At 65.9% G+C, this 26,405-nt stretch carries 21 protein-coding genes; 10 read left to right on the plus strand and 11 right to left on the minus strand.

The genetic code is table 11. From position 1 onward, the window contains the following. Nucleotides 1–22: 22 nt before the first annotated feature. Entirely contained in the window at nt 23–499 is a 477-nt protein-coding gene (locus POS15_RS11175) for an Imm30 family immunity protein (RefSeq protein ID WP_284128173.1), read from the plus strand. 77 nt (nt 500–576) lie between these two features. Here the strand turns inward: POS15_RS11175 and POS15_RS11180 are convergent, their stop codons facing one another. From POS15_RS11180 to POS15_RS11190, 3 genes are all read right to left on the minus strand, one after another. Beyond that, nucleotides 577–2,670, minus strand: coding sequence for a M13 family metallopeptidase (locus tag POS15_RS11180; RefSeq protein ID WP_019184461.1), 2,094 nt, complete (start codon nt 2,668–2,670; stop codon nt 577–579). A gap of 220 nt (nt 2,671–2,890) precedes the next feature. Beyond that, nucleotides 2,891–3,640, minus strand: coding sequence for a 2,3-diphosphoglycerate-dependent phosphoglycerate mutase (gene gpmA, locus POS15_RS11185; protein ID WP_070426899.1), 750 nt, complete (start codon nt 3,638–3,640; stop codon nt 2,891–2,893). 87 nt (nt 3,641–3,727) lie between these two features. After that, nucleotides 3,728–4,774, minus strand: a complete 1,047-nt coding sequence (locus tag POS15_RS11190) for a cation diffusion facilitator family transporter (protein WP_284128174.1) — start codon at nt 4,772–4,774, stop codon at nt 3,728–3,730. A gap of 143 nt (nt 4,775–4,917) precedes the next feature. Here POS15_RS11190 and POS15_RS11195 point away from each other — a divergent pair, with 143 nt between their 5' ends. Next, the gene (locus POS15_RS11195; RefSeq protein ID WP_266084853.1) at nt 4,918–6,342 is read left to right on the plus strand and encodes a diguanylate cyclase; all 1,425 of its coding nucleotides are present in this window, start codon (nt 4,918–4,920) and stop codon (nt 6,340–6,342) included. A 129-nt stretch (nt 6,343–6,471) separates the two neighbouring features. Further along, a complete protein-coding gene (locus POS15_RS11200) occupies nt 6,472–7,605 on the plus strand; it encodes a metallophosphoesterase (RefSeq protein WP_284128175.1) in 1,134 nt (377 codons plus the stop codon). Between the two features lie 32 nt (nt 7,606–7,637). Here POS15_RS11200 and POS15_RS11205 read toward each other — a convergent pair whose 3' ends face one another. The 4 genes from POS15_RS11205 to POS15_RS11220 all read right to left on the minus strand — a co-directional run bounded on the left by POS15_RS11205 (nt 7,638) and on the right by POS15_RS11220 (nt 13,358). Then, nucleotides 7,638–7,913: a hypothetical protein gene (locus POS15_RS11205; RefSeq protein ID WP_157267092.1), complete on the minus strand. Its 276-nt coding sequence runs from the start codon at nt 7,911–7,913 to the stop codon at nt 7,638–7,640. Nucleotides 7,914–7,982: 69 nt separating this feature from the next. Beyond that, nucleotides 7,983–10,673, minus strand: coding sequence for a serine/threonine-protein kinase (locus tag POS15_RS11210; protein ID WP_284128176.1), 2,691 nt, complete (start codon nt 10,671–10,673; stop codon nt 7,983–7,985). Next, on the minus strand, nt 10,670–11,272 hold the full coding sequence (locus tag POS15_RS11215) for an ECF-type sigma factor (protein WP_102789156.1): 603 nt from the start codon (nt 11,270–11,272) through the stop codon (nt 10,670–10,672). The genes POS15_RS11210 and POS15_RS11215 overlap by 4 nt, the downstream gene beginning before the upstream one ends. Nucleotides 11,273–11,384: 112 nt before the next feature. After that, nucleotides 11,385–13,358 (minus strand): oleate hydratase, encoded by a 1,974-nt coding sequence (locus POS15_RS11220; protein WP_284128177.1) that lies wholly within the window; start codon nt 13,356–13,358, stop codon nt 11,385–11,387. A gap of 234 nt (nt 13,359–13,592) precedes the next feature. Between POS15_RS11220 and POS15_RS11225 the strand changes: the two genes are divergently transcribed. From POS15_RS11225 to POS15_RS11235, 3 genes are all read left to right on the plus strand, one after another. After that, nucleotides 13,593–13,979 (plus strand): BlaI/MecI/CopY family transcriptional regulator, encoded by a 387-nt coding sequence (locus POS15_RS11225; RefSeq protein WP_019184470.1) that lies wholly within the window; start codon nt 13,593–13,595, stop codon nt 13,977–13,979. Then, a complete protein-coding gene (locus tag POS15_RS11230) occupies nt 13,976–15,478 on the plus strand; it encodes a M23/M56 family metallopeptidase (protein WP_284128178.1) in 1,503 nt (500 codons plus the stop codon). Before POS15_RS11225 ends, POS15_RS11230 begins: the two co-directional genes overlap by 4 nt. Before the next feature lie 115 nt (nt 15,479–15,593). Continuing rightward, nucleotides 15,594–17,768, plus strand: a complete 2,175-nt coding sequence (locus POS15_RS11235) for a TonB-dependent receptor (RefSeq protein WP_284128179.1) — start codon at nt 15,594–15,596, stop codon at nt 17,766–17,768. 6 nt (nt 17,769–17,774) lie between these two features. Here POS15_RS11235 and POS15_RS11240 read toward each other — a convergent pair whose 3' ends face one another. Further along, complete coding sequence (locus POS15_RS11240; protein ID WP_019184473.1) at nt 17,775–18,908, minus strand: acyl-CoA desaturase; 1,134 nt, start codon at nt 18,906–18,908, stop codon at nt 17,775–17,777. Between the two features lie 2 nt (nt 18,909–18,910). After that, the gene (locus POS15_RS11245) at nt 18,911–19,984 is read right to left on the minus strand and encodes a ferredoxin reductase (protein ID WP_284128180.1); all 1,074 of its coding nucleotides are present in this window, start codon (nt 19,982–19,984) and stop codon (nt 18,911–18,913) included. A 93-nt stretch (nt 19,985–20,077) separates the two neighbouring features. Between POS15_RS11245 and fabR the strand changes: the two genes are divergently transcribed. After that, nucleotides 20,078–20,740 (plus strand): HTH-type transcriptional repressor FabR, encoded by a 663-nt coding sequence (gene fabR, locus POS15_RS11250; RefSeq protein ID WP_026069985.1) that lies wholly within the window; start codon nt 20,078–20,080, stop codon nt 20,738–20,740. Nucleotides 20,741–20,890: 150 nt separating this feature from the next. Here fabR and POS15_RS11255 read toward each other — a convergent pair whose 3' ends face one another. Continuing rightward, nucleotides 20,891–21,253, minus strand: coding sequence for a glycine zipper 2TM domain-containing protein (locus tag POS15_RS11255; RefSeq protein WP_019184476.1), 363 nt, complete (start codon nt 21,251–21,253; stop codon nt 20,891–20,893). Nucleotides 21,254–21,643: 390 nt separating this feature from the next. On the opposite strand from POS15_RS11255, the gene POS15_RS11260 reads away from it, so the two are divergent. From POS15_RS11260 to POS15_RS11270, 3 genes are all read left to right on the plus strand, one after another. Then, a complete protein-coding gene (locus tag POS15_RS11260; RefSeq protein ID WP_284128181.1) occupies nt 21,644–22,039 on the plus strand; it encodes a barstar family protein in 396 nt (131 codons plus the stop codon). 520 nt (nt 22,040–22,559) lie between these two features. Beyond that, on the plus strand, nt 22,560–23,183 hold the full coding sequence (locus POS15_RS11265; RefSeq protein ID WP_032956555.1) for a hypothetical protein: 624 nt from the start codon (nt 22,560–22,562) through the stop codon (nt 23,181–23,183). Further along, complete coding sequence (locus POS15_RS11270; protein ID WP_284128182.1) at nt 23,183–24,298, plus strand: hypothetical protein; 1,116 nt, start codon at nt 23,183–23,185, stop codon at nt 24,296–24,298. Before POS15_RS11265 ends, POS15_RS11270 begins: the two co-directional genes overlap by 1 nt. A gap of 73 nt (nt 24,299–24,371) precedes the next feature. Here POS15_RS11270 and POS15_RS11275 read toward each other — a convergent pair whose 3' ends face one another. Further along, nucleotides 24,372–25,967, minus strand: coding sequence for a MobA/MobL family protein (locus POS15_RS11275; RefSeq protein WP_050483479.1), 1,596 nt, complete (start codon nt 25,965–25,967; stop codon nt 24,372–24,374). Between the last annotated feature and the right edge of the window lie 438 nt (nt 25,968–26,405).

Raw genomic sequence — 26,405 nt, forward strand, 5'->3', positions numbered from 1 at the left:
CCGCCGGATTCGATTGATCTGAATGCACGGTCGCGCCATGCTCGACCTGCGGCCAATCGTGGGGCGGTCTTCTACCATGCAATCACTGAGCGAACAGAGCGATATCAATCAGGAGTACCTCCTGTTGCAGGACGCAGCGACAAGGAAAGATGCCACCTTCCTTCCACGCATACTTCTTGCACTCGATGACGATTCCGAGCACATTGATTTGATGAAGGACCTGATTGGACTGGCGGAATCGTTCGATGCGCATTGCTACCTTTCGGCTGTTCTCGATTCAAACAGCACGCTTGCAAACCGTGCCCCGGATTGGCTCGATGTCATCACGTATCGCATCATGAACTCTCGCCCGGATCTTCAACTTTATGGAGAGTTGCTGAATCAGCATCACGACAGGAGCAGTATCGCGACCTATCTCCGCGGGTTTCTCGAAAGAAATCCTGAAAAAAGGCAGCAAGCAGCAATGATGATTGCATCGATTCCTAACCACCTTCGATAGGTCAGGACCGGCAGCCATTGGAAGGCGAAAAAAACCCGGCTTTCGCCGGGTTTTTCGTTTCAGTCAATCCGGTGCGCTTACCAGATCACAACGCGCTTGTCGTCGGCCCGCACCATCGCATCGCCGGCCTTGCACTCGAACGCCTGCGCGTACGCCGGCATGTTCGACGGCGCACCGTTGGCGCGGAAGTTGGCCGGGGCGTGCGGGTCGGTGTTCAGGCGCACGCGCAGCTCGCCTTCATTGAAGTTGCGGCGCCACACGGTGGCCCAGTTCATGAAGAAGCGCTGGTCCTGCGAATAGCCGTCGACCTCGACGTTGGCCTTCGGGTCTTCCTTCAGCGCCATCTGCAGCGCGTCGTACGCCACGGTCAGGCCACCCAGGTCGCCGATGTTCTCGCCCAGGGTCAGCTTGCCCTTCACGTTCACGCCCGGCAGCGACTCATAGCCGTCGAACTGCGCCACCAGCTGGTCGGTGCGCTGGGTGAAGGCGGCACGGTCGCTGTCGGTCCACCAGTTGTCGAAGTTGCCGTTGGCGGCGAACTGGCTGCCCGAATCGTCGTAGCCGTGCATCATCTCGTGGCCGATGACCGCACCGATGCCGCCGTAGTTCAGCGCCGGATCGGCCTTGGCGTCGAAGAACGGCGCCTGCAGGATCGCCGCCGGGAACACGATCTCGTTCTTGGTGGCGTTGTAGTAGGCGTTGACGGTCTGCGGGGTCATGCCCCACTCGGTCTTGTCCACCGGCTTGCCGATCTTGTTGAGCATGTAGCGGTAGTTGAACGTGCGCGCGGCCTGCATGTTGCCCAGGTAGCTGTCGCCGTTGGTTTCCAGGCCCGACCAGTCACGCCACTTGTCCGGGTAGCCGATCTTCGGGGTGAAGCTGGCCCACTTCTCCAGCGCCTTCTTGCGGGTGTCTTCGCTCATCCACTCCAGCTTCTCCAAGCGCGCCTTCAGCGCCACCGAGAGGTTCTCCACCAGGTGCTGCATCTGCACCTTGGAGTCGGCCGGGAACACGGCGTCGACATACATCTGGCCCAGGCCTTCGCCGATGGCGCCGTTGACCGACTCCAGCACGCGCTTCCAGCGCGGCTGCATTTCCTTCTGGCCACGCAGGGTGGTGCTGTAGAAATCGAAGTTGGCCTTTTCGAAGGCGCTGCTCAGGTACGGCGCAGCGTCATCGATGGTGTGGAAGCGCAGGTAGGCCTGCCAGGTGGCCGCCGGCACGTCGGCCAGCATCTTGTCCACTTCACCGAAGAAGCCCGGCTGGGCCATCGAGAACTTCTGCGCGGCCGGCACCTTCAGGGTGTCGAACAGCGCGGTCCAGCTGAAGTTCGGGGTGAGCTTGTCTGCGTCCGCGGCGCTGACCGGGTTGTAGCGCTTGGCGGGGTCACGCATTTCGATGCGCGACATCGAGGCCTTGGCCAGGCGCGTCTCGAAGTCCATCACGGCCTTGGCCTGGGTCTTGGCCTGCTCGGCATCGACGCCGGACAGGGTCAGCACCTGGGCGATGTAGGCAACGTACGCATCGCGGATCTTGGCCTGCGAATCGTCGAAGTAATAGCCCTTCTCCGGCAGGCCGAGGCCGCCCTGGCCGACATAGGCGATGACGTTGGCCGAGTCCTTGTAATCGGCGTTGGCGAACAGCGAGAACAGCACGCCCTGGCCCACCGCCTGGCTGTCGCGCAGGTACTGGGTGATGGCGGCGGTGTCGTTCAGCGCGGCGATCTTGTCCAGCTGCGGCTGCAACGGGGTGATGCCGGCGGCCTCGATCTTGGCTTCGTCCGAACCGGTCTTCCAGATGTCGCCGATCTTGGCTTCCACCGTGCCGGCCTTGGCCTGGCTGGCGGCGGCCTGCTGGACCAGCGCGTGCTGCACTTCCAGCGAGCGCTCGCGCAGGATTTCGAAGCTGCCCCAGGTGGTCTGGTCGTTCGGGACCGGGTTGGCCTTGAGCCACTTGCTGTTCACGAACCCGTTGAGGTCGGTACAGGCGGCGATGGCGGTGTCCAGATCGGCATTGTTGAGCGAGATCAGCGCGGTCTTGATCTGCGACTGATCGAATGCCGGCTTGGCATCGGCAGGGGCGGCAGGCGCGGTATCGGTCTTGCCACAGGACGCCAGCGACACGGCGATGGCGGCGGTCAGGCCCAGCGGGACCAGCTTGAAAAACTTCATTCGACTCTCCGGCTACAGATGGATGCATCGCCCGGATCACGGGCAATCGGGCAGCGTAGCGCGGGAGGGGCCGGGACGGACCGGCCAAAGGTCACACCATCGCGCAGCGGTAGAGCCACCCCATGGGTGGCTGCAGGAAGCCGGCGTCGCGTGCAGCCCCCCATGGGGTGGCCCTACCCGGGGGGGTAAAGAAAGGCCGGCTTGCGCCGGCCTTTCGTTGTTATTTCGCCTTGCCCTGGTTCGCCACGGCCTCAGCCGCCTTGCGCGCCGCTTCCGGGTCGCCCAGGTAGCGGAACGACTGCACGGTCAGGTCGTCGTTGAGTTCGAACAGCAGCGGGATGCCGGTCGGGATGTTGAGCTCCAGGATGGCTTCCTGCGAGACGTTGTTGAGGTACTTGTACAGCGCGCGTAGCGAATTGCCGTGGGCCGTGACCAGTACGGTCTTGCCATCCTTCAGCTGCGGGGCGATGGAATCGAACCAGTACGGCAGCACGCGGTCCAGCGTGGTGGCCAGCGATTCGGTGCCGGGCAGCGCATTGCGGTCCAGGCCGGCATAACGACGGTCATGGATCGGGTGACCCGGGTCTTCGATGTCCATCGCCGGCGGCGGGATGTCATAGGAACGGCGCCAGATCTTGACCTGGTCCTCGCCGTGCTTGGCCGCAGTCTCGGCCTTGTCCAGGCCCTGCAGGCCGCCGTAATGGCGCTCGTTCAAGCGCCAGCTCTTGCTGACCGGCAGCCAGTCCTGGTCCAGCTCGGCCAGGGCGCCCTGCAGGGTGTGGATGGCGCGCTTGAGCACCGAGGTGTGCGCGACATCGAACTGCAGGCCTTCTTCACGCATCAGGCGGCCGGCGGCGGCTGCCTCGCGGCGGCCCTGTTCAGTCAGTTCCACGTCCACCCAGCCGGTGAAGCGGTTGTCCAGGTTCCACTGGCTCTGGCCGTGGCGCAACAGTACGAGTTTCCGGGTCACTGCAGTATCTCCGACAGATGGCAAGGCAGACCCGCATTGTAGCGGCAACCCTGCCCTGCCCGTCCGCCGTCGGGCCGCCCGTGGCGCTCAGGGATGCGGATGCCCGTGGTGGCCCTGCGCGTCCGATGCGGCGCGGCGGCTGTCGTTGCCGCCGTGTGCGTGGCTGCCGTGTGCATGGCCGGCATGATCGTGCGTGGCGTGGTCATGCCCGGCATGGTCATCGGCATGCGGGTCACGCGGGGTGCCGACGCTGCAGGGGTCGCCGCAGTGGTCCGTCTCGATCTGCAGGGTCACGTGGTCGATGCCGTGCTGCTCGTGCAGCCGGGTGCCCAGCTCGCGGCGCAGACGGTCCGCATCCACACCGGCCCCCATCACCACATGCGCGGTCAGTGCCGGGGTACTGGAGGCCAGCGCCCAGACGTGCAGGTCGTGCACATCCACCACCCCATCGTGCGTACACAGGGTGCTGCGCACCTCAGCGACATCCATGCCCTTGGGCACGCCTTCGAGCAGCACGTTGATCGCCTCGCGCATCAACACCCAGGTGCGCGGCAGCACCCACAGGCCGATCAGCACGGCCAGGATCGGATCGATCGGTTTCCAGCCGGTCCAGCGGATGAGCAGCGCGCCGAGAATCACCGCGACCGAGCCCAGCATGTCCGCCCAGACTTCCAGGTAGGCCCCCTTGACGTTGAGGCTCTCGCCGCTGCCAGCACGCAGCAGGCGCATCGAAATCAGGTTGATGACCAGCCCGAACACCGCGATCACCAGCATGCCGGTGGAGGCGATCTCCTGCGGCGCGCGGAAACGCTGCACCGCCTCCCAGAGAATGTAGCCAGCGACCACGAACAGCATGCCGCCGTTGATCATCGCGCCGATGGCCTCCAGCCGCGCATAGCCATAGGTGCGCTTGGCATCGGGCGGGCGTCGGCTGAGCCGGACCGCGACCAGCGCGATCATCAGCGCGAGGGTGTCGGTGGCCATGTGCGCGGCATCGGACAGCAGGGCCAGGCTGTTGGTCCAGAACGCGCCGGCCACCTCCACCAGCAGGAAGGTGGTGGTCAGGCCCAGCGCCCACCACAGCGGCTTCTCGTGGCGGATCTCGCTGGGCAGATGGTCGTGGTCGTGACCCATGAAAGCTCTCCTGGACAATGCCGGCAGGTTAAGCAGCGCCTCGCGCGGAGACTATTACACTTACCGCAGCGTTCAGTTTGCAATTCAATAACAACAGCGCTCGGCCGCTACCTCTCGACGGCCTGTGTGGCGGGAAGACAATCGTGCATAACGTTCCAAATCTTGATGAGGCCAGCCAACCGCTGGCGCTGGCCTGGGCCGATACGCTGGCGCGGACGCCGGCGGCGGCGGCGACACTGCTGGCTGGCCTGTCGGCGGAGAGCCCGCCCGGGCTGGCCCACCATTTCTACGACGTGCTGCTCGAAGACCCGCGCGCCAGCCGCTTCCTCTCGCACGACCAGGTGCGGCTGCGCCTGAAACCGGCGATGCAGCGCTGGCTGCAGCAGATTCTCACCGCTACCCCGGACAGCATCAACGCGCTGGTCGCCGCCCAGCGCGTGATCGGTGACGTGCATGCCCGCGTGGGCATTCCGGTGGATCTGGTGGCCCGCGGTGCGCGTGTACTCAAGCATCGCCTGTTCGACCGCATCATCGCGCAGGCCGACGAAAGTGCGACCGCCTTCGCGGCGATCCACTGCCTCAGCGCCTCGATGGACATCGCGCTGGAAGGCATGACGCTGGCGTATACGCATGCACGCGAGCGTTCCTCGCGAACGGATGCGGCTTACCGCCTGTTCTCGCTGGTGCAGAACGTCAGCACCGAGCGCGAACGGCAGCGTGCCCTGCTGCTGGATTGGGAAAACGCCCTGCTCTATGCGATGGCCAGCCAGAATGCCGAGGCCGAGCTCACCGGGCTGGCCCAGTCCGAGTTCGGCCTGTGGTTTACCCACAAGGGCATTCCCAGCTTCGGCGAAAGCAGCGAAACCGGCCAGGTCGGCGCGCTGGTGGCCGCGGTCGATACACAGCTGCAGGAAGCCTTGGCGCATGCTGATTTCGCGGCGCGCTTCGGCGCATTGCAGGGGATCCGCGAGCGGCTGGCGCAGATCCGCACGCTGATGGGCATGTTGTTCGAACGGATCGGTGAGCTCGATGCCGGCAGCGATGCCCTGACCAATCTGCTCAACCGCCGCTTCCTGCCAACCGTGCTGCGCCGGGAGATCGAACTGGCCAATTCCACGCAGACACCGTTCTCGGTGTTGCTGCTGGATCTGGATCACTTCAAGGCGATCAACGACGCGCACGGACACGATGGGGGCGACCGCGCCCTGCAGCACGTGGCCGCCCTGCTCGGCCAGCTCACCCGCGGCAGCGACTACCTGTTCCGCTATGGCGGGGAGGAGTTCGTGGTGGTGCTGGTCGCCGCGACTGCCGCGCAGGCCGAGGTGATCGCCGAGAACCTGCGCAAGCACATCGCGCAGAGCCCGGTGCAGCTGGCCAACGGCCACAGCTTGTCGTTGACCACCAGCATCGGCGTGGCCGCACACGATGGCCACCCCGATTACGAGCGGCTGATGGCGCGCGCCGATGCAGCGATGTACCAGGCCAAGAAGCGGGGCCGTGACCAGGTGGTAGTGGCTACCGACGCACTGCCCGACGCCCCGGGCCGGCAGGCCCTGCAGCGCGGGTGATCCCCCGGGGCGGATGCCGCCCCCCCTCATCCGCCTGTTGCGGCAAGGGTGGCTGACCAATGGCGCATGCCTGGCGTGCCCGGTGCGGCGTAGCATCGCGATACTGCCGTCCGCTACAGGAACCTCCCGATGTCGATCCGCCGCGCCCTGACCCGCCCTGCGCTGCTGCTGCTCCAGTCGGCGCTGCTGATTACACCGATGCTGGCCACCGCACGCGAGGTGGCGGCGCCAGCCGAGCACGTCGATGCCGATGGTCCCTATGTGTTCCGTACCGCCACGGGGCTGGAGGCAGCCTGGGTGTGCAAGGACCATGTGATCCGCCGCGAGCTGCCGGCGGGCGAACAGGCCACGATGGTCGCGCCCGAATGCGGCTATCCGCACCCGCTGAGCGTGCTGCCACCGCGCACGGCGGAGGTCGCGCGCTTCCCGGCCACGCCGCGGATCGTCGCGCTGTCGGACATCCATGGCCAGTACGGCCTGCTGGTGAAACTGCTGCGGGCCCATCACGTGATCGACAACGACGACCGCTGGTCGCTGGGTGATGCCACGCTGGTGGTGGCCGGGGATGTCTTCGATCGCGGCCCGGAGGTCACCGAGGCGTTCTGGCTGCTGTACAGCCTGCAGCAGCAGGCCGCAGCGGCCGGCGGTGCGGTGCACTTCGTGCTCGGCAATCACGAGACGATGGTGCTCTACAACGACCTGCGCTATGTCAATCCGAAGTACCTCAAGAGCGCGCAGCTGCTGGGCCGTTCCTATCCCGCGCTGTATGGGCCGGATTCGACCATCGGCCAGTGGCTGCGCACCCGCCCGGTGCTGCTGCGCGTCGGCGATACCCTGTTCCTGCACGGCGGCATCGCCCCGGAGAACCTGGACCTGGTGCGCAACATGGAAGCCACCAATGCCGGCTACCAGGCGGCGGTCGGTCTGCCGAAGGAGCAGGTCAAGGCTGCACCGGACACCGCTCGCCTGTTCGATGGCAAGACCAGCCCGATCTGGTACCGCGGCTACTTCGATGGCCGCATGGACACCGCCCAGGTCGCGGCCCTGCTCAAACAGCTCGATCTCACCCGCATCGTGGTCGGCCACACCTCGATGCCGCATGTCAGCAGCTTCCACGGCGACCGCATCATCGCCATCGACAGCAGCATCAAGAACGGTGAGAACGGCGAACTGCTGTTCATCGAGAACGGCGCGCTGAGCCGCGGCCTGCTCGATGGCTCGCGGGTGCCGCTGGCCGAAGGCAGGATGGGCGAGAGCGACTGACCGGGCGTTGCCTGCCGGTCAGCCCGTCCGCGTCAGCGCGGCTTGTAGATGCGCGAGACCATCCAGCCACCGTGGCTGCGGAAGCGGCCGCTGTCGCCGGTCAGGGCGAAGCGAAGCGCGACCACCGCGGCGCGCCCCCGCGAACAATGCCAGTCGCGCGCTTTGCCGTAGGCCTTGCGGAAAGCACGGAACGGGCCGCGTGCCTGCGTGATGTCCAGCTCGGCGTCATGGAGGTCCATGGCGTCGGCCGGGGCTGCCGGTGGAGGCGCGGCAGTGCAGCTGGCATCGGGATGGAGATGGTCTGACATGGCTTCCCTTCGATCAACGAGGCCCGGAATCGGCCCCCTGATCGATAAACCGTGAAAACCATCACAAACCTATCGCGTCCCGGCCAGATCCTGCGCATGGCCGCCGTCGAGGCGTTGTTCCAGCACGGTGATGCGGCCGAGGAACTCCGACGTCGGCGCCAGTTCCTGCAGGTGCGGCCGGGCCCGGGCGATCTGGGCGCGGGCCCCGGCGGCATCGCCGTTGGCGTACATGGCCTCGGCCAGCGGGATGCGCCATTTGGCGGTGGCGGTGGAATCGGCGCCGTAGAAGCCGGTGAACGTCTCGACGAGTTGCGCCGACAGCGGTACCGCCGCAGGATCGCCACGGCGCTGGGCCAGCAGCGCCTGCTGCATCTGCAGGCGCAGTTGCAGCCACGGTGGCAGGCCGGGATGGTCCTGGCCGAATGCGGCAAGGGCACGGGCGGCCTCGGCCAGTTGCCCGGCACGGGTCAGCCATTCGATCTCGACCAGGCGCAGTACCAGCAGCTGGGGCGACTCGGGCGGCAGCTCGCGTCGCCACAGGGCGGCCACCTGCTGCAGCGGTGCCTGCGCCTCGGCCGTGCGATCGGTGCGCAACAGCAACCGGGCCAGCACCATCTCCACGTCGAGTGTGTCGGCGTGCCCGGGCCCGAGCAGCGCCCGATAGCGCGCCAGCGCGGCGCGGTAGTTCCGCTCGGCCCGCGCATAGTCGCCGCGCGCTTCCTCCATCAGCCCATGCGCGTATTGCTTGACCGCGTAGGCGCGGCTGTCCACGCCATCGACGGCGGCGCTGGTCTGCAGGCTGTTGCGAAAGTGCTGATCTGCGGCTTGGTAACGGCCCAGGTCCAGGTACTGGCCCGCCAGCGCGGCTTCCGCCGAGGCGGTGTAGCTGCTGCCTGCGCCGAACATCTGCCGGGTCAGCGCGAAGCCGCGCTCGGCCAGTGCCAGCGCTTCATCGATACGACCCTGGTTGAGCAGGGTCGAGGACAGCGCGCGGAGGACCCGCTGGTACTCCGCCCCCTGCACACCCTGTTCGCGGGATGCCTCGGCCATGGCCTGGCGCAGGATCGCTTCGGCCTTGTCCAGCTCGCCCTGGCTGCGGTACAGATCGCCCAGGTTGGCCATCGTGGCCAGGGCGCCGCGCTGCAGCGGTGCACGGTTGCCGCCCCGGCTCAACGCCAGTGCGGCGCGGAAGGACTGCTCTGCGGCAGTCGGCTGCTCCAGCCGCGCCTGGGCCAGGCCGCGGGCGTTCAAGGCCTTCAGTCGTACCACCGGATCATCGTCCTGCTCCAGCAGCGCCAGTGCGTGCCCGGCACTGGCCAGCGCCTCCTTTTCCTGCCCCGCGCTGAGCAGCTGCACAGCCAGGCTGGCGCGCGCGTCGGCGATCTCGTGCGGCGCGGCGCCGGTGCGCACCAGGCCATCGACACTGTCGCGCAGCAGGGTCTGCGCATCGAGGGGTTGACCAAGATTCTGGTAGGCGCGCCCCAGCGCGGCCTGCATGCGTGCGCGCAGCGCCGGCGACACGGTACGGTCATGCGCGAGCCGGCGTGCACCCAGATCGAGAACCTCGCGCGCGGTCATCGGCGTGCCGTTGCGCAGGCCGGGATCGGCTGCGTCGAACGCGGCCACCAGCACATCGGCGATGCCTGCCGCGGCGGCCGCATTCTGTTCGGCCTGGTGGCGCGCCTCGCTCAGCCGCAGCACGAAGGCCAGCACCATCACTGCCACCAGCGCGACGATCACACTGGCGCGCCATTGCCGCCGCAGCAGCAGGCGCGCGCGATGCCAGCGGCCTGGCCGCCGCGCACGCACCGGCCGATGGGCCAGATGCCGTTCAACATCCTCGGCCAGCGCTTCGGCGGAGGCATAACGTTCGGCCGGATCCGTGGCACGGGCCTTGGTGGCCACCGCCAGCAGGTCGGCAGGCACCCTGCGCACCGGTGGCGGTGTGGGCTGCAGCAGCTGCTCCAGCATCACGCCAAGACTGTAGACATCGCCCACCACGCTGGCCGGGCGCCCCGCCAGCCGCTCGGGGCTGGCATAGGCCGGAGTAAGGAATGGCGCGGTATCTTCGGCGTCACCCAGCAGATGCGCGATGCCGAAATCCAGCAACACCGGCTGGCCGTCGGCCCGCACCAGCACATTGCCGGGCTTGAGGTCGCAGTGCACCACCGATTGCGAATGCGCGGCCTGCACCGCGCGGCAGATCTGCACGAACAGCCGCAGGCGGGCGGCCAGGTCCAGCGAGCCGCAGGCCCGGTCCAGCGGCTCGCCCGGTACGTATTCCATCACCAGAAAAGGCTGCCCGCCCTCGGCCACGCCAACGTCGTAGAGCCGGGCGATATGCGGATGCTGCAGATCGGCCAGGATCTGGCTTTCACTGGCCAGCCGGGTGGCCAACAGCGGATCGTAGGCCCGGCGCATCAACTTGATCGCCACTTCGCGCCGGTACAGCGCATCGGCGCGCTCGGCCAGGAACACCACGCCCATCCCGCCAACGGCGAGCAGGCGGCTCAACCGCCACGGCCCCAGCCGCTGCCCGACCAGTGCGGCCGGATCGTCCATCGCGGCCATCACCGCCGCCAGCGCCTGCTCGATACCGCCCAGGTCTGCCGTCTGCGCACGCAGCAGTTGCAGGGTTTCGTCGATCGTGGCCGGGTCGTCACAGAGCTCATGCAGGGCCGGACGCCAACGCGCCTCGGGCAGGTCACAGACCGCGTCGAACAGCCCGCGCACGCTCTGCCAGCGACCGGCCTCACTCATGCGCGCGTGGCCGGTCCGGCCAAGTGGCGGTTCAACCACGCCTTGGCGAACCGCAGGTCGCGATCGACCGTGGGTACCGAGACATCCAGCGCCAGGGCGATCTCTTCGCGGCCCATCCCGCCGAAATACATCCATTCCACCGTACGGGCGGCACGTTCATCCAGTCGGGCGAGTGCTTCCAGCGCGCGATTGAGCGCCAACACCTCCAAGGCGTCATGGTCCGTGCTGGCTTCCCGATCGACATGGGACAGGGTCAGGTTGACCACGCCACCGCCGCGTTTGGAGGCCGCCATCGCGCGCGCGTGGTCGACCAGGACGCTGCGCATCTTCAGGGCCGCCAGGGAAAGAAAGTGGACACGGTCGCGGTAGCCGACCTCGCCATCAATCATCCGCATCAGTGCTTCGTGCACCAGCACCGTCGGCTGCAGCACGCCATCCTGGGACGTGCCCAAGCGCGCCACGGCCATGCCACGCAGCTGCGTATACAGCAGTGCAAGCAGCTGATCGCGGGCGGCGATGTCCTGCTGCTCGCTCCAGCGGCGCAGCAGGCGGGTGACATCCTGGCGTTCGGCCGCAGGCGGTGTCGCATCAAAAGGCATGTGGGGCGGGTCCGTGCATCACAGCAGGCGATCAGCCTGCAGTATCGCCGATCCCCCTCCGCATGGAGAGGGGGCCGCGGTGATCCCCGGTCACCGCGGCACCGGAACCGGCCTACTTCCCGCGCTTGGACAGAGTCTCCCGCAGCGTTTCCAGCCGCGTGGAGAGATCCTTCAGCGCGCTGCTGCCCTTGCCGACCAGCCAGGACACTTCCTCTTCGACGAAACCACTACGGCTGCGTTCGGTGTCCGGCAGCGGCGGCAGGATGTGCGCGAAGTAGGTCTTGTCCAGCACGCGCCGGAGCAGCCGCTCACCGGGGAAGGGCTCGTTGTTGTTGAGCGCACGCGCGGCTTTGACCAGGTTGCGGATGTCGTACTGGGTCGGGCTCAGGTCCGGCACCTGCTTGGGCAGGTCCAGCAGCGTATACACCGCCACGCGCGCGGTACGCACCGAGCTTTCCATGGTGAACACCACATCGTTGCGGGTCTCCACGAACTGGCCGAGCAGGCCCAGGTTGGTGCAGCCCCTGGGCACGACGTGTGGGCGATCACCGGCAGCGCGCGGCATGAACTGCGCGGTGATGTACGGCATCAGCGCGGTGCGCACCTTGGTGTTGGCAGCGATCTCGTCAAGCTGGTCGACGATGCCCAGGTGGTAGCACAGCTCGGCCAGGATCTCGCGGCCGGTACAGGCCGGCATCGGCTTGGCCACGTGGTTGCCGTTCTGGTCCATCAGCAGCGCATACACCCACACCACCAGCACGTCCTTGGGCTGATCGACGAAGTGCGGCTGGCGGTTCACGGTGAAGCTCAGCACCCAGTTGGAGTCGGTGAAGGTGATCACACCGCCGGTCACGGTCCTGCCCGAGTATGGGTCGTTGACCGAGAGCGCCTTGATCTTGTCCACCAGCGGCGAGGGCCGGCAGGTCAGCGTGGCCGACTCCCACATCGAGCGGTCGATATCGCCATGGAATTTCGCCGGCTTGCCGAAGATCGGCGACTGCGCGGCGAGGTTGTGCCACAGCGCCCAGTCACTGTCCTGCCCGGGTGTTTCGCGGGGGCGCTTCAGCACCGGCACCGTGTCCATGTCGCCGTAGGCGGTGCCCTCGGTCATCGAGCCGGTCAGCGCGAACACCAGATCGCCCTGCGCAACCGGCAACAGGGTGTCGTTGCCCTCCACGCGGCAGCGCAGGCCGATGACGGTACGCGTCTCCCCCTCCACGCGCATGTCCAGGTCATATACCCCGGTGCCGAAGGTGACCTGCACACCCTGCTCGCGCAGCATCTTCACCAGCGGTTTGACGAAGCTTTCGTACTGGTTGTACTTCGGGAACACCAGCGCGGACATATCGTTCAATCCGTCGATGGCATCCAGGAACCGGTGCATGTAGAGCTTCATCTCCAGCAGACTCTGCCAGTTCTCGAAGGCGAACATCGAGCGCCAGAAGAACCAGAAATTGCTCTGCAGGAAGCCGCCGCTGAAGTAGTCCTCGATGGTCACATCGTCGAGGTCTTCCTTGCGCTTGAGCATGAGCTTGACCAGTTCCCACTGCTGCGGCTTGCTCAGCCCGAACGTGGAGAAATCCTGGATCTTCCCCTGCTGGTGCATCAGCCGGGCCTTGGAGTAGTTCGGGTCGTTGTCGTTCACCGCCCGGTACTCGTCGAGCACGCTGTAGCCGGCGGGCAGCTCCAGCGCCGGCACATCCTGGAACAGATCCCAGAAGTTGTCGTAGTTCCAGTTCATTTCGCGCCCGCCGCGAACGAGATAACCCTGCTCGGGGTCGCCGGCGCCATCGAGCGAGCCGCCTTCGATGTCCAGGCTGTCGATCAGGGTGATGTTGCCTGCGGGCATGCCCCCATCGCGGATGAGGTAGAACGCGGCGGCCAGGCCGGCGATGCCGGTGCCGATGATCCACGCCTTGCGTGTCGCCACGCCCTCCGGTGCCACCGGGCGGTTGCGCATGTAGGCGCCCATCATGTCCGGCGGCGGCAGCGTGTTCTCCGGCCGGTTGGACCAGTAGCCACCCGTTGCGTAGGGCTCCTTGTCGATCACCGTCGCGGTGTGCACGTTCTTTTCCTCGGCAGCCATATCTCCACTCCTTATTCGATGGACCCACGGGAGGCACCGGATGACCCGGCGCCCGGCAGCACGGCTTCCCTACCGCTCGCGGCCCCCTCCTGGCACCGCGCTGCACACCGCGCTGCACACCGCGATGGTACGCACCCCACCTGTGACGGCATTGATCCGCATCAATGCCCTTGCGGTTGCATTCCGTGCGACATATGTCGCACACTTGCGACACTCCGCCAAACCGGGATTCCCATGTCCGCGCTGCCTACCCCCTCCAACGCCGAGCTCGAACTGCTCAAGGCACTGTGGCGCCAGGGCGCCTGCAGCGCGCGCGAAGTCCACAACGGCGCCGTGGCCGCGCTCGACTGGTCCTATTCCTCCACGCGCAAGACGCTGGAACGGATGGTCGACAAGGGACTGGTCGAAGAAACCGTCGAGCACGGGTTGAACATGTACCGCGCCCGGGTCGGCAAGGTCGCCACGCTGGCCGCCCTCAGCACCGACTTCGCGCGCCGGGTGCTGGAAATCGATGGCGCGTTGCCGGCCCAGGCGTTCGCCGACAGCCGCCTGCTCAGCGAACAGGAGCTGCAGCAGCTCGACGCGCTGCTGCGTGCACCTGCCAAGGACGACCAGGCATGAGCCTGACGCTGGGATTCTGGGCGGTGCAGGCCGCGGGCGCCCTCGCCGCTGGCGGTCTGGCCTGGGTTGCCGGCCAACGCCTCCACCGCCACCTGGGCCTGTCCCACGCGGCCTATGGCTACTGGCTGGGGCTGTGGTTGCTGGCGGTGATGCCCGTGCTGCTGTCGACGCTGGTGGCGCTGTGGGTGCCCGCACCGCTTGTCGCGCTGCCGCCCGTGCTGACGATGCCGCTGCCGGTCGCGTTGGACCTGGGAGACGCCGGCACCGCCGGCGGCGTTGCGGCGACCTCCCCCTGGGTGCGTCCTTACACCGCCATGCTGCTGGCGGCGCTGTATTTCGCCGGCCTGGGTGTCGCCTTGCTGCGCGTGGCCTACGGCATGCGGGCCACGGCCCGGCTGTGCCGCGCCACGACCCCGATCGCGCCCGCAGACTGGCCGGGACCGCGCAGCCGTGCCTGCGCGCAGCGGCTGATGTCGGCCGGCGTTGTCTGTCGCGTCAGCGCAATGCCGGTGAGCCCGTTCGCAGTGCGCTGGCCACGACCGATGATCGTGCTGCCCCGGTCGGCCCTGGCACACCTGGAGGACCGTGCGTTGAGCCTGATCCTCGGCCATGAAGCAGCGCACCTGGTGCGCCGCGATCCGCAGCGCGCGGGTCTGATGGCGGTGATCAACGCCCTGCTGTGGTTCAACCCGTTCCTGCCCCGCCTCACCGCACGCGTACAGCTGGCGGCAGAACTGCGCTGCGATGCGCGGGCACTCGCCGAAGATGCCCAGGGCGGACGCGAGTTCGCCACCGCCTATGTGCGCACGCTGCGCCTGTCCGCCGCCGCCCACACGCCTGCCCAGGCACTGACCCACCGCGATCTGGCCGGCCATGAAATCCGCATCCGCCACATGCTGCATGGCGATGCCGCGCGGCCGCTGGCACGATCACGGCGTGTGATGCTGCTGGGCAGCGCGCTGCTGGTCGGGAGTCTGCTGATGGTGATGCAGGCGAGTACGGCGCGGCCGCTGCCGGATCCTGCCGCCGGCAATGCGCCGCCTGCGGCCTCGATGACGCATGCCGTACTGCCCCTGCCATTGCCACCGTTGCGCCAGCGTTCCAGCGAGATACGTTTCCAGGCGCCACTGGCGACACCGCGGGTCACCGGTCACTTCGGCGACACCGGCAGCATCCGGCAGCGGCCGCACCGCGGCACCGATTTCGGTGCACGCTCCGGCACGCCCGTGCTGGCCCCCGCCGACGGGCGCGTCGTCGCGGCCACGACTGCCTACCCGGACGGTCCCCAGTACGGCACGGTGGTGGTGATCGATCACGGCCAAGGCTGGCAGACGCTGTATGCGCACCTGCAGGGCACCGATGTCGTGGTCGGGCAGCAGGTGCAGGCCGGCGAGCAGATCGCCCGCGTCGGCAGCACCGGACGCGTGACCGGTCCGCACCTGCACCTGGAAATGCTCCGCAACGGCGAGCGCGTCGACCCGCAGGCGCATCTGCCATGACCGGCTGACCGCTCCCCCCACACATCCGCCCCTCCGCTGCATTTCGTTTTCCTGGCCACAGGAGGGGCGCGTGTTGCCCCGCGAAATGCCCCTGCCCTCCTGCACGGACCGCCCCATGTCACCGACGTTCCGCACCGTACTTGCCCTGACCCCGCTGTGTGCCGCGTTCTCCAGCGCTGCACAGTCACTGCCCGCACCGCAGGCGCCGCCGCCCACCGAACTGGAGACCGTGCAGGTGCAGGGCACCGTGTACGACGCACGCCGCGAGGACACCGCCACCCGGATCGTGGTCGGCGCTGAAGCGCTGCGCCAGTACGGCGACATCGGTCTGGTGGATGCGCTCAAACGCCTGCCCGGCATTACCGTCGGCACGGGTGCGCCCGGCCGCAGCGGCACGCTGTCACTGCGGGGGTTGGGTGCGGGCTATATCCAGATCCTGCTCAACGGCCAGAAAGCGCCCGCCGGGTTCGACCTGGACTCGCTCACGCCGGAGATGGTCGAGCGCGTGGAGATCATCCGCGCACCCACCGCCGACCAGCGCGCCGAAGCGATCGCCGGCTCGATCAACATCGTGCTGGCCGCAGGCGCGCGAAAGGACAGCGGGCAGCTGTCGGTGGCCTGGGGCAACAGCAATGGCCGGAACACGCCCTCGGTCAGCTGGCAGCGCAACCGGCGCGCCGACCACCGCAGCAGCGCGATCACGGCGACCGCATCGCGCCGCGAGTTCCTGGTCGAGGAAACCGGTACCGAGCGTGCATGGAATCGGCAGGGAACACCGACCACCCTGCGTGACACCTCCCTGCGCGCCAGCGGAAACCGCGATGTGCTCTCACTGGCCCCCAGCTTTGAAGCGACGCTGGAGAACGGGGATACCTTCGCGCTGCAGGGCTTCGCCGATGCGAGCCGGTTCAACCGCATCACCGACATCGACTGGGCCACCACGCTCGGCGCCCCACTGCAGACCACCCGCTATCAACAACGCACGCGCATCGACGTGGCGCAGGCCAATGGCAGCGTGACGTGGACGCGGGCGTTCGAACGGGGCGGCACGTTCACCACCAAACTGCGCCTGGGCGGCAACCGCGAGCGCTACACCTATCGGGAACAGGGCCAGGCAGCGGATGGGCGGCAGAACCTGGAGGACCACACCGACGCGCGGTTGACCGTGGGCGATCTGAACAGCAGTGGCAAGTACACGCTGCCCGCCCGCGGGCGGCATGCGCTGCAGCTCGGCTGGGAGGGCAGCGAGGATCGCCGCGATGAAGCACGCGTGCAGCAGCTGTTGCCTGTCCACGAGGGCGGCCTGGTGGCGATCAGCGACCTGGCTTTCGACGCGCGCATCCGTCGCCTGGCGCTGTACGTGCAGGATGACATCTCGCTGAGCGAGCGCTGGTCCCTCTATGCCGGCGCACGCTGGGAACAGATCGATACCCGCAGTGACGGCAGCAGCTTCAGCGGCATCCAGCGCCGTGACCAGGTGCTCTCACCGGTGTTGCAGTCACTCTGGAAAATGCCCGGCACCCGGGGCGACCAGCTGCGCGTCGCGCTGACCCGCACCTATCGATCGCCTACGCTGGCCTCGCTGATTCCGCGCCCGTACACCTCGACCAACAACCGCCCGCTCAACCCCGACGAACGCGGCAACCCGGCGCTGCGGCCCGAACTGGCGACCGGCGTGGACCTGTCCTACGAAACCTACGGCAACGACGGCGCGCAGCTCAGCATCGGCGGTTATGCGCGCCGGATCAGTGAGGTGATCCGCACTGAAACGCATCTGCAGGACGGGCGCTGGGTGGCCACGCCGGTCAACGGCGGCACCGCGATGACCTGGGGGCTGGAGATGGATACGGCATTCCGTCTGCCGCAGTTGATCGCAGGCGCGCCGGCCGTGGCGGTGCGTTTCAATGCGACCGCCAACGATTCGCGCGTGGATGATGTGCCCGGTCCGGACAACCGTCTTGATGAGCAGGTGCGCTTCAGCGGCACCCTGGGCGCGGACTACGAGATCCGCACCGGCTGGACGGTCGGCGGCAGTTACACCTACCGCACTGGCGGCACGGTGCAGGTCAGCCCCGGCCAGTTCGAGATCAGTGCGTACGGGCGCGAGTTGGACCTGTACTCGCTGTGGTCGCTGCGCGCAGGCAGCAAGCTGCGGCTGAGCCTCAACAACGCGCTGCACCGGGCGCTGCACACGGGGCAGGAGCGGGTCAGCGAAGACGGTACCGAGCAGCTGCGGCGCCAGCGCAGGGCATCGCCACTGCTGCGCCTTCAGCTGGAACTGCCGCTCTAGCCCGGCTCAGCCGGGCTGTCGGCTGGCCTCACCCACCGCCGGCAGTGCCCGTGCGCGGCCGGGCTTGCTCGGGAAGGCATGGCGCACGATCCGCCACATCACCTGGCCGAACTGCCGCGGCAGCGAACCGGTGTTGTAGTGCTGGCCGTAGCGCGCGCAGATGTCCTTCACTTCCACGGCGATCGCGGCATAGCGGTTGGCCGGGATGTCCGGGTAGAAGTGATGCTCGATCTGGTGGCTGAGGTTGCCCGACATGACATTCATCAGCTTGCCGCCGGTGAGGTTGGACGAGCCGCGCAGCTGGCGCAGGTACCAGTGGCCGCGGCTTTCATCGCGCACGCATTCCTTCGGGAAGGTCTCCGCGTTGGCGGTGAAGTGGCCGCAGAAGATGATCACGTAGGTCCACACGTTGCGGATCAGGTTGGCCACCACGTTGCCCAGCAGCACCGGCAGGAAGAACGGGCCGGCCAGCGCCGGGAACAGCAGGTAGTCCTTGAACATCTGCTTGCCCATCTTGCGGCCGACTGGACGGAACTGCGCGCCCAGCTGACGCAGCGTCATCTTGCCGGCGAACACGCGACCCAGGCGCAGGTCCTGTATCGCGATGCCCCATTCGAACAGCAGCGCGAACACCACCGCCACCACCGGCTGCATCAGGTAGAACGGGCGCCAGCGCTGCTCGGGGAAGATCCGCAGCAGGCCGTAGCCGATATCGTCGTCCAGCCCGCGCACGTTGGTGTAGGTGTGGTGGCGGAAGTTGTGGGTCTTGCGCCAGTTGTCGGCGGTGCCGACGATGTCCCACTCATAGGTGCTGCCCTGCAGCTGCGGATCGCCCATCCAGTCGTACTGGCCATGGATGACGTTGTGCGCCAGCTCCATGTTTTCCAGGATCTTGGACAGCGCCAGCATCACCACGCCGGCGATCCATGCCGGAATCAGCACGCTGTGTACGAACGCCCCCAGGAACAGCAGCGCGCGGCCAGCCACGCCGGTCCAGCGCACCGCCGCCACGACGCGGCGGATATAGCGCGCATCGCGCGCACCCAGCGTGGCCAGATGGCGCGCCCGCAGGGCATCGAGTTCATCGCCGAAGGCCTGCAGTTCGGCCGGGGACAGCGCGCGGTTGTGCACGGAAGACATGGTCACAGCTCCAGGATCAGGTCGGTGCTGGCGCTGTTCACGCACAGCTTCACTTGCGTGGCCGGTTCGGCCGCGTGTTCACCGGTGAGGGTGTGGCGGGTAACGCCGGACACCTTGCCGCAGACGCAGGTATTGCAGATGCCCATCCGGCAGCCACTGGCCGGGCGCAGCCCTTCGGCTTCCAGCGCCTGCAGCAGCGAGGTGCCGCGCGGCAAGGAGAGCGTGCGCCCGCTGCGGCGCAGCTCGACCTGCACCGTGCCGCTCTCGGCCTCGGGCAGGACCGGCGGGGTAAACGCTTCGGACTGCAGCGAGGCGACCTGGCCCTGCAGGCGCGCCTGCGCTGCATCGACGAAGCCACCCGGGCCGCATACCAGCGCACGGGCGCTGCTCAGATCGCCCAGTGCGTCGAACGCGAACGCATCGACACGCGAAGCGGGCGCCGCCGGGTCGCGGGTCAACGCGATGTGCAGCGTGAACGACGGATGGCGTGCCGCGAGGGCGGCCAGCTCATCGGCAAAACACAGTTCCTCGCGGCGGCGTGCCCAGTACACCAGGTCCACCTGGCCGGGCATGCCGGCGCCATCAAGCTGGCGCAGCAGCGCGCGCATCGGGGTGATGCCGCTGCCGGCGGCCAACAGCAGCAGGCGTTCGCTGGAAGGCGTCGGCAAGGTCATCTCACCGAACGCCTGGCCGAGTTCGAACACCTCACCGATCGCCGCGGCACCGGCCAGATGCTGGCTGACCGCGCCGCCGGCAATCGCTTTGACGGTAATGGCCAGCCGCCCATCGGCCAACACGGTCGGGCTGTAGCTGCGCGACAGGCGGCGCCCGTCGACCTCCACGCCGAGGGTCACGTGCTGGCCCGGCAGCAGGCCGCGGAAATGGCGGTTGGGCGTGAGCACCAGGGTCACCGCATCCGCGCTCTCGGCCGTGCGCGACACCAGCCGGGCCAACGGGCGGCGCAAGGTCCACAGCGGATGCAGGCGGGTTCCCCAGAAGTCGAACAGCTCCTCGGAGACCCAGCGGCGGGGGCTGGCGGCGTGACGGCGGGCGGCAATGCGCGGGACGGTGCTCATGCTGTGCACTATACGGCCGAGCATACGACTGTGTATACAGTTGTATATTGCCGGGACGGGCTATGATTCAGGGACTTGACCGCGCTGCCCCTGATGACCTCCCCAGACCTGCCCCTGCCCGCCTCCGACGACGCCCATCCCGCGCGCAAAGCCTCGATCTCGCGCGAGGATCTGCTGGCCGCCGCGTTGGCCCTGATCGGGCCGCACCGCAGCGTCTCCACGCTGAGCCTGCGCGAGGTCGCGCGTGAAGCCGGGATCGCCCCGAACTCGTTCTACCGCCAGTTCCGCGACATGGACGAGTTGACCGTGGCCCTGATCGACCTGGCCGGGCGCTCGCTGCGCACGATCATCGGCGAGGCCCGCCAGCGGGCAGCCTCCTCCGACCGCAGCGTGATCCGCCTCTCGGTGGAGACCTTCATGGAACAGCTGCGCGCCGATGATCGGCTGCTGCACGTGCTGCTGCGAGAGGGCACCGCGGGTTCGGATGCGTTCAAGCACGCGGTCGACCGCGAACTGAACTACTTCGAAGACGAGTTGCGGGTGGATCTGATCCGCCTGGCCGCCGCCGACGGCGCGCGCCTGCACGAACCGGCGCTGGCCTCCAAGGCGATCACCCGGCTGGTGTTTGCGATGGGTGCGACGGCGGTTGACCTGCCGCCGGAGAAAGATCCGGAACTGATCGAGCAGCTGACCCAGATGCTGCGGATGATCATCACCGGCGCGCGCACATTGGCAGGCAGTCCGCCGCTGCGGTGATCACGCCCTTGAACGGCCAGCCCGGCTGCGTGCGAACCAAGGCATTCAGCGCTGCGCCGCATCACGGCCCATGAAAATGGCGGCCCGGAGGCCGCCATCTGATTTCATCACCACGGGCGCGACAGCCAAGGCTGCAGCGACTACGATCGATCAACGGTACTGACGCTCACAGCGACGCTCGACCACGCGGTCACCGTTCTTGGACTGCTGGTTGCCCTGGATCTGGCGCCCGGCCGCGCCGCCTGCCACGGCACCGGCAACGGTGGCCAGCTTCTTGCCGTTGCCGCCGCCCACCTGGTTGCCAAGCAGGCCACCGACCACCGCACCGGTCGCCGTACCGGTGATGCGATTGGGATCCTTGGAATTACGCTGGACCTCGACGTTGTGGCAGACGACCTTGCTGCCGTCGTTGAAGCGGCGTCCTTCGTCCTTGGGGCCGTAGGTCTGCGCGCCAGCCACTGCCGACACCGCCAGCAAACTGCCCAGGCACAACACGCGGATGCTCGTCTTCATGGTCGATCCCTGTTTATGGAACATGGGCCGAGTGTCTGCCTGCCTGCGGCAAGCCCGGGTGAATTCGCGTCGACACTGCGTCAAGGCACGTGGGGGCGTTCAGGCCGCAGCCATCCACCCGACGGAGCTTGCCGCCGTGTGCAGGTCGTCTGACGCATCGAACGGGACGCCGAAGTGGATACCCGGGCATTCATTGGATGGCAAAGCGCCGTGCCTCACCCTGTTGCGCACACAATCGATCACTGGAACCCGCCAGGGTGACCGACGATGTCGCGTCCCGGACGATCACCCACCCAACGCATCATGAGGACTGCTGCCGATGCATGACACCGCCCTGCCCTCGACAACCATCGCCCGGTGCACGCGGCCCCTGCACGCACGGACCCGGGCATGACCGGACCCACCCTGGTGCTGGACGGAAGCGCCATCGACGACATCGCCGGCTTCTACGCCGAGATCAACCGCGTGTTCATGGCCAACGAGGACTGGGAACTTGGCCCCAGCCTGGATGCGTTGGATGACCTGCTCTACGGCGGTTATGGCGCACTGGCCGGGCACGCATCCGCCACCGTGCACTGGACGCACATCGCACACAGCCGCGCCGCGCTCGGAGTGGCGGCCACCCGTGCCTGGCTGCAGGAAAAACAGGCGCACCCCGGCATGTTCAATGCCGCGGGAATCGCCACCCAGCTAGACGCGCTGGAACGCGGCGTCGGCCAGACCTATTTCGACATCATCATGGAGGTATTCGCCGCCCATCCCACCTTGCAGCTGCGCACGGACTGACCGCCTGCGCGTTACGCACGGGCGTTGATGCCGCTGCCCAGGCCGCTTGCGCCGGGCGCGCTTCGCCCTGCCTGCCCCCTCCCCTACAATGGCCGGCCAGGCGGCCTTCCGGGCTGCCCCCGACTGTGATGGACCCCGCGTGACAGAGAAGCAGCCCGAACACACCCCGCTGATGAAGCATTAAGCACGTTAGCTCAGCAAGACCTTGTATTTGCTATAAATTGCGCAGCAAACGACGCTCCATTTAAGGCTGGCGCTACACCGCCGCTACATCAGGTGGGTCCACGTTCGTCAGCGCCTGCCCCGACCAAGTCGCTCCTTCGCGAGAGTCCCCGCCAGTCCCCGGTCGCTAGCTCTTGGTGCGGAGCCTGTTGGCCGTCGCTGGCCTCATCCGGGGGCTTCCACTCAGTCAAAGCGCATTCCCTTGCCCGGCCTATCGGCCTCGCTTAGAAAGCGCTCGGTCGCACCTCTTGCGACAATTTCCCGATATCGTGCGCCTATGCACAGTCGGGGGACTCAAATGGATCATGAGTATGTGGTGCGGGGCGGGGTTAATCGGGCGGATATTGGCAAGTATCTGACGCGAACGGCTTCGGTCGTTTCAGGTCTCTTGGTCTGGGTGCTCCTTCAAGCAGTCGACCTTGCAAAGCAGTTTGGGCTCAGCACGAACCTGCCGCCCGTTGCTCTCTCTCTGATTGGTGCCGGCACCGTCTATGCCGTTCTCTATCTGATCTTCCGTCGCTGGATCTGGCGTATGCCCCTTGTCGCCAACTGGTTGAAGGTTGCCGATCTTTCGGGCATCTGGATCTGCGAGGGCCATCCTTTTCCACGAGCTGATTCGCTCGCCGTTGATTGGCAGGGAACGATGACGATCACCCAAGATTGGGACAAGGTGCGCATCCACCTTGATGCCGATTCGTCCAGGTCCAACAGTGATGTTGCCGGACTGCTGTCTGACCCCATCGAAGGCTTTGTTCTCCTTTACAGCTATCGCAATGAGCCCAAGCCTGGCCAGACAGAGCTCAGCGCCCATCGTGGCTTTGCAAAACTGATCTTTGCCAAGGATTTGAAGACTGGCAAGGGCGACTATTTCAATGGTGACGGTCGTCACTCGTCGGGCACCCTCACACTTCGGAGGCAGTGATGGCAAGGACTGTTGATGAGCGCATTTCTGCTCTGAGAGCGCGCCGCCGTGGCGAAGATCGAGCAAGCCTGATGGCGGAAGACAGCGCTGCTGCGGCTAAGTATTTTGAGAAAATTGGACAGCAGGAGGCGTGGGAAACAAAGGCAGCTAACAAGCCCAATACGCGCTACGCGTTGGGCGCTATGCAGGAAGTGGATGCGGACTACACCCGCATCAGCACAGAGACTGCTCTCCGCGTGGCAAAGCAGCTGGAAAACCGCATCGCAGGGTTTAAGCTTGAATTTCACCTGCAAGGCTCTGTGCCACTCAATGTGCATATTCGAGGCGTTAGCGATGTGGATCTCCTAACCCTGATTTCACCGCAATTTCTGAGCTACGACCCGGGCGGCCTGCGTGCAACATCAGGCGCTTACTACCCCACAGCCCTGACCTCATTGCAGCAGCTCAAAGACTTACGCACGGAGGAAGAACCGGCACTTAAGAACGCATTTCCCGCAGCCACGGTAGAGACGCGAGGAAGCAAGGCGATCAAGATTTCAGGCGGCTCCCTTGCCCGATCAGTTGATGTAGTGCCTTCCCATTGGTATGACTCTGCCGATTACCAACGCAGTGGGGCGTTGCATGATCGCGGGGTCATCATCTTGGACAAGAGAAACAACGCCACGATGACCAACTACCCGTTCAAGCACATCAGGGAAGTTTCAGATCGTGACCTGGTCGCGATGGGCTCCCTAAAGAAGGCCATTCGACTTATCAAGAACATAAAAGCGGACGCGGATCGGGAGATTGCGCTTCCAAGCTTTGACCTTGCCGCCATCATGTTCCACGCCGACATGAATGCTTTGCGGAATGGACATTGGTATGAACTTGCCATCTTGGCTGAGACGCAGCGCCATCTCGATCACCTCTATCACCATCCTGACTACGCGAAGCTTCTGCTCGTGCCGGACGGGACGCGAGCCATCTTTGATGGCCCAGCCAAATGGAGCTCCCTACTGACCCTATCTTGTGAAGTGGACAGGCTTCTTGAAGCTGTCGCAAATGAAAACAGCATCGGACTACCCCCGAACGACCATAGCGAGCGACGTAAGCTCGTCAAATCCGTTAGCCTTTAAGCATTCCAGTTTTCCCATCTCATCCTGGGAGAGCATGGGCGGGTGATGTTTCCTCGCCCGCCAAACCCTTGCTTCAAATACGCGGCCGTGGGGCGCGAGGTCGCAGTTCCAATTCACCGCTAGCATGCTTCTCGGTTTGGACAAGATCACCATCCTCTAGCATTGACGGAGATGTGACAGCAGGGGATGCCTCGATCTTGAATGTCCTGTCCAGATGCACGCTGGCTTCCACCATCTCTGACCGCGCCTGATCAATGGCGGCCACCTGCAATGCCGCCGCGCGTTTGGTGATGTGCGCTTTGGCTCGGAAGTAGCGTTGCTTTGCGCGAGCTGCTTCGCGCGACTTCGACGTAACTTCATGCTCAGACAGTTTTGCCCGAGCTGAGAAATAGGCGAGACGCGCACGTTGCGGCCTTACGACAGCGTGCGCATAGCTCATCACGGCTTGGGCCAGGCGCTCGGTGTCTTCATACAAGAATGCGTTGGCCGCGTAGGAATCGACACGACGACACATGAGCGTCGTGTAGGCCTTCTGGAACTGAGGTTCGATTTGTATACCGCCGACACTTCGAAGCATGTCTAGCGAGTCCTGGGCTGCTTGGCGCTGGCTTTCCAACCATTGCTCGATGAGTTCGGACTCTGCGTTAAGAATGTCAGCGTCGCGGCCCGTAGAGCGTGCTAGGCGCACCACACGACTAATCCTTCGGGTGATCCCAACCGGCACAGCCGTTGGCATGATGCGCTCGCCGCTTGGGTAAGTTGATGCGGCGGCCGTGGTGCGCTCTCCAGACCTATGCGCTAACCCGACCTGTTCCCTGGCCCGGTCTGCCAACGCGGCTTGATGGGAATGCCCCTCAGGGACGCCATGCGTCAGGACGGCGGCTTGCAAGCGCCGACTGACGATTCGCTCTACAAAGCTTCCCGATGGCGTCGCGCCTTCAGCACCCATCCTTTTGGCTTGACGCATCATCGCAGTGCGAACTTTCCCTAGATGCTTGGTTGGCTGGCGACTGAGCTCTTTGGCTCGGGCAAAATCTTGCAGCGACGCCGCTTCCCGCGCTTGAGCCCTCAAAGTCCGATGATCCACACGATCAGTGCCACCAGCGCGTTCTAGATGCGCGTTGATGACCCCTTCAATGGCTTTTCGAAGCTCCCGAATAGCCTTAGCACCCCCGCCTTGCCGCGAATCGAACGCCAATCCGGCGCGCTCGCCGAGTCCTCTAGAGTCGACCTTTCGTGCCGACATCAGTAAGTGCACATGGTGATTACGCTGATCGCCTTCTTTCGAAGGTGCGTGAATAGCAACCAGGACCGCCACTTGATAGCGGTCGACCATGAGCTGCCCCAGATCCAGAGCTAGGGCTTTGCGCTGGGTGTCTGAGAGGCTGTGGGGTAAAGCGACCTCGACCTCACGGCAAACGCGGGCGTTAGCACGTGTTTCGGCTGCTTCGTTAGCGTCCCAAAACCTCTGAGCGTCATAGCACCAATTTGGCGATCCAATGGGGGCGAGCATCTGATGATGGGCGACGCCATGACGATGAGAGTAGCGGTGGTAAAGACCTGTTGCGGTATCGACAAGATCAAACCCGGCACGGTAAGCAGCGGCGGCGACAGACGACTCGCCTTTTCCGCGAGAGAACGATTTCAGTGTTGCGTGATAAATGGCCATTTAAGTAGGGCTCCTGTGAATGGAGCACCCAATTAAAGGCGCGACTTGTCTTCGTCTAGTGCTGTCGGGCAACTGCGTAAGCGAGCGCTAGCTCACACTTTCCTAGCTCTCTAGGCTGCTCTGTCGGCTTGGCCATTTGACCGGGTCAAATGCGAGCGCGTCCGCGCTCGGCCAAACCCCGGCAGGCCGCACGGTTTACGCGAAGCGGAAACCATAAGTGCGGTTTTTACTTTGATTTTTAGGGGTCTTCCACGCTCTAAATTGTGTCTTCGTTGCCGCCGCCAAATCGCGAAACAACTTACGCTGTGCGTATCTTTTGGTGAACGAAATATGAATATGGCTAAACAGTGGTTACCACTGGCGCCGTTTGCTCTCGCGCTAGACTGAGATGCGGGTCACAGAGAGGGCCCCGTCATGCGGCGCTTCGTCCCAGTCCAA

The organism is Stenotrophomonas sp. BIO128-Bstrain, from assembly GCF_030128875.1.
In the GTDB taxonomy this organism is placed as follows: domain Bacteria; phylum Pseudomonadota; class Gammaproteobacteria; order Xanthomonadales; family Xanthomonadaceae; genus Stenotrophomonas; species Stenotrophomonas bentonitica_A.

What these genes read in the sequence shown, in the direction of transcription:
- POS15_RS11200 (WP_284128175.1), top strand. Translation starts at nt 6,472, where the DNA reads ATGTCGATCCGCCGCGCCCTGACCCGCCCTGCGCTGCTGCTGCTCCAG.
- POS15_RS11205 (WP_157267092.1), bottom strand. Translation starts at nt 7,913, where the DNA reads ATGTCAGACCATCTCCATCCCGATGCCAGCTGCACTGCCGCGCCTCCA.
- POS15_RS11265 (WP_032956555.1), top strand. Translation starts at nt 22,560, where the DNA reads ATGGATCATGAGTATGTGGTGCGGGGCGGGGTTAATCGGGCGGATATT.
- POS15_RS11190 (WP_284128174.1), bottom strand. Translation starts at nt 4,774, where the DNA reads ATGGGTCACGACCACGACCATCTGCCCAGCGAGATCCGCCACGAGAAG.
- POS15_RS11175 (WP_284128173.1), top strand. Translation starts at nt 23, where the DNA reads ATGCACGGTCGCGCCATGCTCGACCTGCGGCCAATCGTGGGGCGGTCT.
- POS15_RS11240 (WP_019184473.1), bottom strand. Translation starts at nt 18,908, where the DNA reads ATGTCTTCCGTGCACAACCGCGCGCTGTCCCCGGCCGAACTGCAGGCC.
- POS15_RS11245 (WP_284128180.1), bottom strand. Translation starts at nt 19,984, where the DNA reads ATGAGCACCGTCCCGCGCATTGCCGCCCGCCGTCACGCCGCCAGCCCC.
- POS15_RS11220 (WP_284128177.1), bottom strand. Translation starts at nt 13,358, where the DNA reads ATGGCTGCCGAGGAAAAGAACGTGCACACCGCGACGGTGATCGACAAG.
- POS15_RS11210 (WP_284128176.1), bottom strand. Translation starts at nt 10,673, where the DNA reads ATGAGTGAGGCCGGTCGCTGGCAGAGCGTGCGCGGGCTGTTCGACGCG.
- POS15_RS11275 (WP_050483479.1), bottom strand. Translation starts at nt 25,967, where the DNA reads ATGGCCATTTATCACGCAACACTGAAATCGTTCTCTCGCGGAAAAGGC.
- fabR (WP_026069985.1), top strand. Translation starts at nt 20,078, where the DNA reads ATGACCTCCCCAGACCTGCCCCTGCCCGCCTCCGACGACGCCCATCCC.
- POS15_RS11255 (WP_019184476.1), bottom strand. Translation starts at nt 21,253, where the DNA reads ATGAAGACGAGCATCCGCGTGTTGTGCCTGGGCAGTTTGCTGGCGGTG.
- POS15_RS11230 (WP_284128178.1), top strand. Translation starts at nt 13,976, where the DNA reads ATGAGCCTGACGCTGGGATTCTGGGCGGTGCAGGCCGCGGGCGCCCTC.
- POS15_RS11260 (WP_284128181.1), top strand. Translation starts at nt 21,644, where the DNA reads ATGACCGGACCCACCCTGGTGCTGGACGGAAGCGCCATCGACGACATC.
- POS15_RS11180 (WP_019184461.1), bottom strand. Translation starts at nt 2,670, where the DNA reads ATGAAGTTTTTCAAGCTGGTCCCGCTGGGCCTGACCGCCGCCATCGCC.
- POS15_RS11225 (WP_019184470.1), top strand. Translation starts at nt 13,593, where the DNA reads ATGTCCGCGCTGCCTACCCCCTCCAACGCCGAGCTCGAACTGCTCAAG.
- POS15_RS11270 (WP_284128182.1), top strand. Translation starts at nt 23,183, where the DNA reads ATGGCAAGGACTGTTGATGAGCGCATTTCTGCTCTGAGAGCGCGCCGC.
- POS15_RS11215 (WP_102789156.1), bottom strand. Translation starts at nt 11,272, where the DNA reads ATGCCTTTTGATGCGACACCGCCTGCGGCCGAACGCCAGGATGTCACC.
- POS15_RS11235 (WP_284128179.1), top strand. Translation starts at nt 15,594, where the DNA reads ATGTCACCGACGTTCCGCACCGTACTTGCCCTGACCCCGCTGTGTGCC.